The 10,386-nt window shown below is 61.0% G+C and carries 10 protein-coding genes; 7 read left to right on the top strand and 3 right to left on the bottom strand.

Features of this window, described 5'->3' with window-relative positions; translation table 11 throughout:
* Positions 1-118: 118 nt before the first annotated feature.
* The 3 genes from SFY93_RS15980 to SFY93_RS15990 all read right to left on the bottom strand — a co-directional run bounded on the left by SFY93_RS15980 (position 119) and on the right by SFY93_RS15990 (position 2,683).
* Positions 119-901 carry an ABC transporter ATP-binding protein gene (locus SFY93_RS15980; RefSeq protein ID WP_320443810.1) on the bottom strand — a complete coding sequence of 261 codons (783 nt, stop codon included), beginning with the start codon at positions 899-901 and terminating at the stop codon, positions 119-121.
* The gene (locus tag SFY93_RS15985) at positions 898-1,641 is read right to left on the bottom strand and encodes an ABC transporter permease (protein ID WP_320443811.1); all 744 of its coding nucleotides are present in this window, start codon (positions 1,639-1,641) and stop codon (positions 898-900) included. Before SFY93_RS15985 ends, SFY93_RS15980 begins: the two co-directional genes overlap by 4 nt.
* A 61-nt stretch (positions 1,642-1,702) precedes the next feature.
* Positions 1,703-2,683, bottom strand: a complete 981-nt coding sequence (locus tag SFY93_RS15990; RefSeq protein ID WP_320443812.1) for an ABC transporter substrate-binding protein — start codon at positions 2,681-2,683, stop codon at positions 1,703-1,705.
* A gap of 186 nt (positions 2,684-2,869) precedes the next feature.
* Between SFY93_RS15990 and SFY93_RS15995 the strand changes: the two genes are divergently transcribed.
* The 7 genes from SFY93_RS15995 to SFY93_RS16025 all read left to right on the top strand — a co-directional run bounded on the left by SFY93_RS15995 (position 2,870) and on the right by SFY93_RS16025 (position 10,372).
* Positions 2,870-3,730, top strand: coding sequence for an alpha/beta fold hydrolase (locus SFY93_RS15995; protein WP_320443813.1), 861 nt, complete (start codon positions 2,870-2,872; stop codon positions 3,728-3,730).
* Between the two features lie 3 nt (positions 3,731-3,733).
* Positions 3,734-4,522: an enoyl-CoA hydratase-related protein gene (locus SFY93_RS16000; RefSeq protein ID WP_320443814.1), complete on the top strand. Its 789-nt coding sequence runs from the start codon at positions 3,734-3,736 to the stop codon at positions 4,520-4,522.
* Positions 4,523-4,575: 53 nt separating this feature from the next.
* The gene (locus tag SFY93_RS16005; RefSeq protein WP_089267123.1) at positions 4,576-5,385 is read left to right on the top strand and encodes an SDR family NAD(P)-dependent oxidoreductase; all 810 of its coding nucleotides are present in this window, start codon (positions 4,576-4,578) and stop codon (positions 5,383-5,385) included.
* A gap of 305 nt (positions 5,386-5,690) precedes the next feature.
* The gene (locus SFY93_RS16010) at positions 5,691-6,911 is read left to right on the top strand and encodes an ABC transporter substrate-binding protein (RefSeq protein WP_414717147.1); all 1,221 of its coding nucleotides are present in this window, start codon (positions 5,691-5,693) and stop codon (positions 6,909-6,911) included.
* A gap of 70 nt (positions 6,912-6,981) precedes the next feature.
* Positions 6,982-8,880, top strand: a complete 1,899-nt coding sequence (locus SFY93_RS16015) for an ABC transporter permease (RefSeq protein WP_320443815.1) — start codon at positions 6,982-6,984, stop codon at positions 8,878-8,880.
* Positions 8,877-9,644 (top strand): ABC transporter ATP-binding protein, encoded by a 768-nt coding sequence (locus SFY93_RS16020; protein ID WP_320443816.1) that lies wholly within the window; start codon positions 8,877-8,879, stop codon positions 9,642-9,644. The genes SFY93_RS16015 and SFY93_RS16020 overlap by 4 nt, the downstream gene beginning before the upstream one ends.
* Positions 9,641-10,372 (top strand): ABC transporter ATP-binding protein, encoded by a 732-nt coding sequence (locus SFY93_RS16025; protein WP_414716926.1) that lies wholly within the window; start codon positions 9,641-9,643, stop codon positions 10,370-10,372. The genes SFY93_RS16020 and SFY93_RS16025 overlap by 4 nt, the downstream gene beginning before the upstream one ends.
* The last annotated feature ends 14 nt before the right edge of the window (positions 10,373-10,386 follow it).

Genomic DNA, 10,386 nt, shown 5'->3' on the forward strand with positions numbered 1-10,386 from the left:
GTCCACACCGTCATGGCCGGGCTTGTCCCGGCCACCCACGTCCGTCTGGACTAGCGGCCAAGTCGTGGATGCCCGGGACAAGCCCGGGCACGACGTGGAGAGGTCGGTGGATCGTTGTCTAGCGCCTCAGTCTCGCATCTGGCACGTTTGCCTGCAGCGTATTCTGGATCGCCTCGCGGAGCAGGGGATAGTCCGCACGATCCCAGTCCGACATTCGCACGTCCGCCAAAAGCGCCGCTGACTTACCGAACACGACGATGCGGTCGCCCACCGCCATGGCCTCTTCGAGCTGATGCGTAATCAGGATCGCCGTCGATTTAAACTCCTGTGCCAGATCGACGAAGGTCTTGCGGAGCTCGTTGGCGGTGACTTCATCCAACGCGCTGAAGGACTCATCCGCCAGCAGGATCTCCGGCTGTACGGCAAAGGCGCGCGCAATCGCAACACGCTGGCGCATGCCGCCGGAAAGTTCGCGCGGATAGGCATTGGCGAATTTTTCCAATCCCAGCCGTTTCAGCCACGTCAGAGCGCGCTCCTGCTGAACATCTTCGGCGATGCCGATCAGTTCGAGCGGAAGCTTGACGTTGTCGAGTGCGGAGCGCCACGGAAACAGCCGGTCCTGCTGGAAGATCGTCGCGATCTTGCCGCGGAAGGCGTTGAAGTCGTCATAGGGCGTCTTGCCGCCGATAGTGATGCTGCCGGCGGTGGGATGTTCGAGCCCGATCAAGAGGTCGAACAGGGTCGATTTTCCGCAACCGGTCTTGCCGACTATGGCGATGAGTTCGCCGGGATCGATCCGCAGCGACAACTGATCGATGGCCGTGATCGACTGGCCGGAGGTGGTCTGGCGAAATATCTTGCGCAACTGCGCGATCTCGATGGGTGCTGAAGCTGCCGTCATGCCCGCCACCGCAATACGTGCGTTTCAAGCCTGACGAGCAATGCTTCGAGGAAGAACAGCAGCACGACCAGCACCAGCGTCCAGGCAAACACGTCGGCCACCGAGAACAATTCCTGCGCGACCGAGAGCTGATGCCCGATGCCGGTCACTGCGCCGACGAGTTCAGCGATGGTCACGACGCGTATGGCCAGGCTGAGCGTGATCTTCCAGCTCGTGATGATCCCCGGCGTAATCGCCGGGAGCATCAGCTTGTGAAAGAACTGCAGCGGCGTCGGCCGGAAGGAGCGGATCATCTGCTTCAAGTCGCGCGAGACCTCGCGCATGTTATCAAGAGCATCGACGGTGAAGACCGGCGCGCAGACCACGACCAGCACGAAGACGATGCGGAATTCGACGCCCTTGAACCACAATACCGCGAACAGGATCCATGAGACGACAGGTACGGCCATCAGGATACGCACCATCGGGCGCAGATATTTCTCGACGCTGTCAGACAGATACATCAGCACTGCCACCAGCAGTCCGATGACGAAGGAGACGACCAGCGACAGCAGCACGCGGCCGAGCGTCACCGCGACGTCGAGAGGCGCGATCTTGGCAAGGCTCTGCGCAATACGGCCGAGGCCCGGGATCGCGAAAGCGGGAATGCCCAGCGACGGTGCCAGATAGGACATGACCTGCCAGACCATCGCGAAGAGCACGATCGATATGATCGTCTCGCGCGGCAGGCTGGAGATCATCAGGCTTCGCGGTGACCTTTCGAAGATCGGTTCCTCGAATGGCGTGGCAGGTCTCGGCTCGTCAGGGGGCATAGATGATCGCTTCGTCAGGCAGCTTTGGATGGAAGCCGGCGGCGACGGCGCGCTCGAACGTATCCCAGATGCTCTTGCGTTCGGTTGCGTCCCAGGCTGGCTTGGCGTCGAAGTCCCAGCGCTTGGCGAGCACGGCTTCCTTCAAGATGCCGGGCGGCAGCTTCACGGTCTCGACTGCGATCTTGTCGGCACCATCCGGATCGCTGCGCAGATATTTGGTGACGTCCGCAAGCGCCGCGACGAACTTCTTCGGCGCATCCGGGGCTTTCTTGATGGTATCCTCGCGCATGGCATAGACCAGCTCCCAGCCGGTGGTGCCCGCAATCTCTTTCCATCCGTCATTGGCGTTGAAGATGATCTTCAGCAACGGATCGTCCTTCATCATCATGGTGGCGATCGGCTCGATAATCATCGCGGCATCGACGCGGCCGGCGGCAAGCTGCGCACGCGCTACAGCAAAGTTCGCGTTGACCAATGTCATGTCCTTGGCGAGGTCCATCTTTTTGGATTTCGCGTAGATCGACAGGATCTGGAATTGCCCGCTGCCCATGTCGGCGGCGAGTTGCTTGCCTTTGAGGTCGGCCAGCGACTTGATGGCCGGGTCCTTGGTGATGATGACGAGATCGGCGAGCGTGGCACCTGTTGCGACGATTTGCAGCGGCACACCTTCGAGGCGCAGCTTCTGGAAGTAGGTCGGGCCGCCGATCAGCGTGTCGATTTCGCCGGTGGCGAGGCCCGCATAATAAGAGGAGAAAGACGGGTAGACCTGAACCTCGGCCTCGAAACCGTTCTTGGTATCGAACTTCTGCGCCTTCATGATGTTGACGATGATCGGCGCGAAGACGGGAAGTGTCAGGCTACCCACGCGGATTTTTGTCGGCGCCTGCGCCTGCGAATTTGTTGCGAGCGCGCTGCTCATCAGCGTAGCAGCAGTGCCCATTGTGAAGGCGCGTCGCGAAAGTCCGGTCATGACATCTCCTCAAGAAACGTTGTGGCGCGTGGCTTTTCGATCGGTTTATGCGGCGGAGCGATATTTGTTTGTTTGCAAATGATATGCCAAAATTGAATCCACTAAATCCTCTTGCAGTTATGAAATAACGCTACTAGCATTTCGTTTGTGTACAAATGAAATCTGCTCTGACTGCAGGAGGCGACGATGCCGCACGTGACGACGCCCGACGGGACGCAACTCTATTATGAGGAAGTCGGCGCCGGGAGTCCTGTGGTTTTCGTCCATGAGTATGCGGGGGATTACCGCACCTGGGAGCCGCAGCTTCGTTACTTCTCGCGCTCCTATCGTTGCGTCACCTACAGCCAGCGCGGTTATCCGCCATCGGATGTACCGACCGATCCCGCGCGTTACGGCCAGGATATTGCACGCGATGACGTCATCGCATTGATGGATGCACTGAAGATCAACAAGGCGCATATCGTCGGTCATTCCATGGGCGCATCGACGGCGCTGCATGTCGGCATTCACTATCCGGATCGCTGTTTGTCGGTAACCGCTGCAAGCTGCGGTTACGGCTCCAGTCCCGATCCTGCCTTTGTGGAGCAGGGCCGTGCAGCCTCGCGCGAAACCGCAAAAATGTTCGAGACGGTCGATTTTCCGACCGCTGCAGCGCGCTATGCCGATGGTGCAACGCGTCAGACGCACAAGAACAAGGACCCGCGTGGTTTCGCCGAGTTCGCGCGCATGCTGGCGGATCATTCGCCGGTCGGGCATGCGCTGACCATGCGCGAGCTGCAGGCCAAGCGGCCGATGCTGTGGGAGATGAAGCCGCAACTCGAGACATTCACACCGCCACTGCTGATCATCGTCGGCGACGAGGACGATTGGTGCCTCGATCCCAGCATCTTCCTCAAGCGCACGGTGCCGACAGCAGGTCTTCTGGTACTGCCGCGTGCCGGCCATACCATCACCAGCGAAGAGCCGGCGGCATTCAATGCGGCGCTGGCCGAGCTCTTCCCGGCGGCCGAGTCCGGTCGCTGGATGTCGCACAAGCCGGCGGCCTGAGCGATGAGCACGCCCGGCGATATCGTCATTGATATTGCGGACGGCATCGCGACGCTGCGTCTGGCCAATCCGGCACGACGTAACGCGATCTCCACGGCGATGTGGAACAAGATCGCCGCCTTTGCCAGCGACGTCGCGACACGCAAGGACATCCGTGTCGTGGTCATCCGCGGCGAGGGCGACCTGATGTTTTCCGCGGGCGCAGACATTTCCGACTTTGCCACGGCTCGATCAGGCGAGGGCAATGCCCGGGCCTATGACGATCTGGTCGAGAATACCTGCCTGGCGATCGAGGCGATCCCGCAGCCGACTATCGGCCTGATCTATGGCGGCTGCATGGGCGCCGGGTCATCCGTTGCTGCGAGTTGCGACATGCGCGTTGCCGCGGATGATGCTTTCTTCGCAGTACCCGCCGCCAAGCTTGGTCTGGGCTACGATCCGCGCGGTATCGCGCGCTTTATCCGCGTGTTCGGCGCCGGCGCGACGCGGCAAGTCCTGTTTACGGCCGATCGTCTGCCTGCCATGCGCGCTCATGCGCTGGGCGCGATGCATGTCATCGCACCGAAGGCTGACATTGAATCGCTGGCCGGTGAGCTTGCAAGGAAGATCGCGGGCAATGCGCCGCTGACGATCAAGGCGGCCAAGGCTGCGATCCGTGCACTGAGCACCAACAACGCCGAACTCCTGGCTGAAGCCGAGCAGTTCTATGCCGCGGCGGATGCCAGCGCCGACTACGCTGAAGGCCGCAAGGCCTTTGCCGAGAAACGACCTCCGCGCTTTACAGGAAGCTGATTGACCTAAGAATTTTCGTTTTCATTTCCGCCCAACCTCAGAAGGACACGCACATGGATCTCCAACTCAAAGGCAAATGCGCTCTCGTCACCGGCGGCAGCGAAGGTATCGGCAAGGCGATCGCCATGACGCTGGCAAAGGAGGGCGTCAATGTCGCCATCTGCGCCCGCCGTATGGAGCCACTGGAAAAGACTGCTGAAGAAATCCGCAACGCCTACGGGGTGACTGTTGTCGCCATCACCGCCGACCTCACCAAGGATGCGGATGCCAAGGCTTTCGTCGAGAAGGCCGCCAAGGAACTCGGCAGCATCGATCTGATGATCAACAATGCCGGTTCGGCGCCGGGCGGCGTGATCGAGACGCTCACCGAAGCCGACTGGGAACAGGCGCTGCAGCTCAAATTCATGGGCTATGTGCGCTGCCTGCGCTACGCGCTGCCGATCATGGTCAAGCAGGGTGGCGGCCGCGTGGTCAATCTGATCGGCAATGACGGCGTCAAGCCGTCCTATTGGGAAATCGCGCCGGGTGCGGCGAACGCTGCCGGCCAGAACATGACCCTGTCGCTCGCAGGTCAGTACGGCCGTCACAACATCTCGTTCTGCGCTGTCAATCCGGGCCCGGTTCGCACGGAGCGCTGGGCTGGCCTCGTCAACGCGATGTCGCGCGACATGAAGATCTCCTACGAGGAAGCCGACAAGCTTGCGCCGGCCTCGATCCCGCTCGGCCGCATCGCCGAAGTCGAGGAAGTTGCAAATCTCGTCGTCATGCTCGCGTCACCACTCGTGCAGATGGCGAACGGCACCATGATCGAAATCGATGGCGGTCAGGACAAGGCGCTGATGGATCGTTTCCGCGACCGGTAGTCGTCAAAACAGAACGCGCGGCGGCGGAATATCGCTGCCGCGCAGCTCTGCGAAATTCGGTCGCAGATGCGTGCGCATCGGCCGACATCAGATGATCAAAACTTCGGCGATGTGCTAGGCATGTTGCACCAAGACCGGTCTTGACAACGAAGAGGGTGCGCCGGACTATTTGCGTACAAACTAATTCGCGTTGCAAACATGGGGCTGCAAGCGACGCAAGGGCGAACGGTTGATCCGTTTCTTGCGAAGGCTTCGGCGAGAATCACTTCTATCGCAAACGTCGATCACAACGGAGTTCGATCATGATGACGGCTCGTTCCCTTCACTCACTCGCGATTGCCGGCACAATGGCCGGCGCACTGACATTGTCGTTCGGCCACGCGGCTCTCGCGCAGGACACGATCAAGATCGGTGAGCTCAACAGCTACAAGACACAGACCGCGTTCCTCGATCCCTACAAAAAGGGCTGGGAGCTGGCGATCGAACAGATCAATGCCAAGGGCGGCGTGCTCGGCAAGAAGCTTGAAGTGATCTCGCGCGATGATGGCTCGACGCCGGGCGATGCCGTGCGCGTGGCTGATGAGCTGGTGACGCGCGAAGGTGTCAACATCATCGCCGGCACGTTCCTCTCTCATATCGGTCTCGCGGTAACCGAATTCGCCGGCAAGAAGAAAGTGTTCTTCCTCGCTGCAGAACCGCTGACCGACAAGATCACCTGGCAGAACGGCAACAAGTATACGTTCCGCCTGCGTGCCACGACCTATATGCAGGTCGCAATGCTGCTGCCGGATGCGCTGGCTGCCAAGAAGAAGCGCTGGGCGCTGGTCTATCCGAACTTCGAATACGGCCAGGCCGCGGTCGCGACCTTCAAGGAAATGATGAAGGCCAAGCAGCCTGACATCGAATTCGTCACCGAGCAGGCGCCGCCGCTCGGCAAGGTTGATGCCGGCGCCGTCGTGCAGGCCATCGACGATGCCAAGCCGGACGCGATCTTCAACGTGCTGTTCGGCGCGGACTTCTCCAAGCTGGTCCGTGAAGGCACCACACGCGGCGTGTTCAAGGACCGCACCGTCGTGAGCCTGTTGTCGGGCGAGCCTGAATATCTCGATCCGGTGAAGGAAGAAGCGCCGGTCGGCTGGATCGTCACTGGCTATCCCTGGGACAAGATCAAGACCCCGGAATACCTGGCGTTCCTGACGGCCTATCAGAAGAAGTACAACGACTATCCGCGTCTTGGTTCGATCGTCGGCTATGTCACGATGACATCTCTGGCTGCCGGTATCGCCAAAGCGGGATCAACGGACACCGACAAGCTGATCGCGGCATTTGAAGGCTTGAAACTCGACAGCCCGTTCGGTCCATTCATGTATCGCGCCAGCGATCACCAGGCGACCATGGGCGCTTACGTGGGCAAGATCGCGCTTGAAGGCGGCAAGGGCACCATGGCCGACTTCAAATATGTCGATGGTGCATCGGTGCTGCCCAGCGATGCCGAAGTGAAGAAGCTCCGTCCCGCGACCGAGTAACAGGAAGTACAACGATGATCGCCGTTGATACTCTCTCCGCGTGCCCGTTGCGGGGAGGGGGATTCCTCCGATGAGTTTCAACGCGTTTCTGTTTCAGGCACTGAACGGCCTGTCGGCCGCCTCCGGCCTGTTCTTCGTGGCTGCCGGGTTGTCGCTGATTTTCGGCGTCACCCGGATCGTCAATATCGCTCACGGGTCCCTCTATATGATCGGGACCTATATCGCCTACAGCATCGCCACCAAGGTCGGCGGTGCCGTAGGTTTCTGGGGCGGCATTGTTCTGACCGCATTGCTGGTGGCCCTGATCGGCGCTGCGATCGAGATCCTTCTGCTGCGGCGGATCTATCGCGCACCTGAGTTGTTTCAATTGCTCGCCACTTTCGCGTTGGTGCTCGTTATCAACGACGCGACGCTGTGGATCTGGGGTCCTGAGGATTTGCTTGGCCCGCGCGCGCCAGGCCTGACCGGCTCCATCGAGGTGCTCGGCCGCCGGCTGCCCACTTACGATATCTTCCTGATTTTCGTCGGCCCCTTCGTGCTGTGGATGCTGCATCTGGCGCTGGCCAAGACCCGCTTCGGTCGCTTGATGCGCGCGGCCACGCAGGACCGTGAGATGGTGGGCGCGCTCGGCGTCAACCAGGCCATGCTGTTCACGGGCGTGTTCGCGCTCGGCGCTTTGCTCGCAGGCCTTGGCGGCGCGCTGCAGATCGCGCGTGAGCCCGCAACATTGGCGACCGACCTGATCGTGATCGGCGACGCCTTCGTCGTCGTTGTGGTCGGCGGCATGGGCTCGATCTCCGGCGCCTATCTTGCGGCGGTCATCATCGCCGAGGTGAAGGCGTTGTGCATCGGCCTTGGCGTCGTGAATTTTGGCGGCTTCACGGTGAATTTCTCCAAACTGACGCTGGTGGCCGAATTTCTCGTGATGGCCGCGGTGCTGATCGCACGGCCCTACGGCTTGCTCGGTCGGGAGCAGGTGGCTGTGCGCAGCGTGGCTGAGCCCGAAGAGCCGCTGCGTCCTGCGACACCGGCCACGAAGATCGCGGGCCTCATCCTTCTTGTCGTTCTCGTGTGCCTGCCACTGATCGCCAAGAACTCGCCCTATACGCTCGTGCTCGGCATCGACGTGTTGATTGCCGTGCTGTTTGCAACCAGCCTGCATTTCATCATGGGGCCGGGTGGCATGCATTCCTTCGGCCATGCGGCCTATTTCGGCCTCGGTGCTTACGGCGCAGCGCTGCTGGTGAAATGGTTTGCTGCGCCGATGGGGCTCGCACTGGCAGCCGCGCCAGTGCTGGCGTTGGTCGGCGCGCTGCTGTTCGGCTGGTTCGCCGTGCGTCTGTCTGGTGTCTATCTAGCGATGCTCACGCTCGCCTTCGCCCAGATCGTCTGGGCCGCTGTGTTCCAGTGGGAGACACTCACCGGTGGCTCCAACGGCGTTCTCGGCGTCTGGCCCACTGCGCCATTCGACAGCCGTGGGGCATTCTATTTCCTGACACTCGCACTGGCCGCGCTCGGCGTATTGTTGCTCCGCAAATTCCTGTTCGCGCCATTCGGTTACGCGATGCGGGCAGGGCGTGACTCTCCCTTGCGCGCCGAAGCGATCGGTCTTGATGTCAAGCGTGTGCACTGGCTGGCCTTCGCCATTGCTGGCGGCATCTGCGGCATCGCCGGTGGATTGTTCGCCTTCGCCAAGGGCTCGATCTCGCCGGAGACCATCGGCGTCAGCCGCTCCATTGATGGTCTCGTCATGGTGCTTCTCGGCGGCATCCAGACGCTGACCGGCCCGATTGTCGGTGCGTCGGTCTATGCGGTGCTGCAGGATTTCATGATGCGTTCCACAGAATACTGGCGGGCCTTGCTCGGCGGCATCATTCTGCTGCTGGTGCTTGCGTTCCCGAGTGGCATCGTCGGCGGCTTCGTCAAGCTGATCTCGCGACGAAAGACAACATCGAAGGCCGCATCATGAGCGACCTCGCCATTCGTTCGCTCTCGAAATCCTTCGGCGGTGTGCGTGCCGTCAACGAAGTGTCGTTCGACATCAAGCGCGGCGAGTTTCTTGCGCTGATCGGCCCGAATGGCGCCGGCAAGTCGACCTGCTTCAACATGATCAACGGCCAGCTGCCGCCGGATTCCGGCGAGATCTGGTTCGAGGGGGCGAAGCTCAACGGCAAGAAGCCACGCGATATCTGGCGCCTTGGTATCGGTCGTACCTTTCAGGTCGCCGCCACCTTCAACTCGATGACCGTTATCGAGAATGTGCAGATGGCGCTGATCTCCCACGCCAATCAGGTCTACCGGCTGTGGAAGCCGGCATCCTCGCTGCATCGCGAGCGCGCGCTGGAGCTGCTGGCCCAGGTCGGCATGCAGGACGCCGCCGATCGGCCCAGCCGCGAGCTGGCTTATGGCGACGTCAAGCGCGTCGAACTGGCGATTGCGCTCGCCAACGATCCACGGCTGCTGCTGATGGACGAGCCGACTGCCGGCATGGCGCCCAAGGAGCGCAACGACCTGATCGCGCTGGTGAAACGTCTGGTGATCGAGAAGGGCATTTCCGTGCTGTTCACCGAACATTCGATGGATGTGGTGTTTGCCTTCGCCGATCGCATCATCGTGTTGGCGCGGGGCCGGCTGATCGCCGACGGCGATGCGAAGTCGATCCGGGACAATCCGCAGGTGAGGGAAGTGTATTTCGGCACCGGCAAGACATTCCAGAAATCGGAGGCCCAATGATGAGCGCCCCGATGCTCTCGGTCGAAAATCTCGGTGCGTCTTACGGAGCCGCGCAGATCCTCTATGATCTCAGCCTGAATGTCGGGCGCGGCGAAGTCGTTGCATTGATGGGCCGCAACGGCGCTGGCAAGACCACGACCATGAAGGCCATCATGGGTCTGATGGCGCAGTCCACCGGCAAGATCCGGTTCGATGGCCACGATATCTCCGGCCGGCAGCCTTACGAGATCGCGCGGCTCGGCCTCGGTTTCACGCCGGAAGACCGTCGTATCTTCTCCGATCTGACGGTGCTGGAAAATCTCGACATCGGTCGCCAGCCGCCGCGCAAGTTCAGCGACGGCGTGCCGGCGCCGGTCTGGACCGAGGAGAAGTTGTTGGCGCTGTTCCCGAACTTGGGCGAAATGCCGAACCGTCCGGGCGGCCGGATGAGCGGCGGCGAACAGCAGATGCTCACCGTGGCGCGGACGCTGATGGGCAATCCGCTGCTGATCCTGCTCGATGAACCGTCCGAAGGGGTCGCCCCGCTGATCGTCGAGTTGATGGCCAATACCATTCTCGAACTGAAAAAGGCAGGGGTGTCGATTCTGCTCTCGGAGCAGAACGTGCATTTCGCCGAGCTGGTCTCGGACAGGGCCTATGTCCTCGAAAAGGGCCAGATCCAATGGAATGGCACGATGGCCGAGCTTGCGGAGAATATTGACATTCAACGCGCTTATTTGACGGTGTAACGACCAAAACTTCA

This window comes from Tardiphaga sp. 42S5 (assembly GCF_034044155.1).
Lineage (GTDB): Bacteria > Pseudomonadota > Alphaproteobacteria > Rhizobiales > Xanthobacteraceae > Tardiphaga > Tardiphaga robiniae.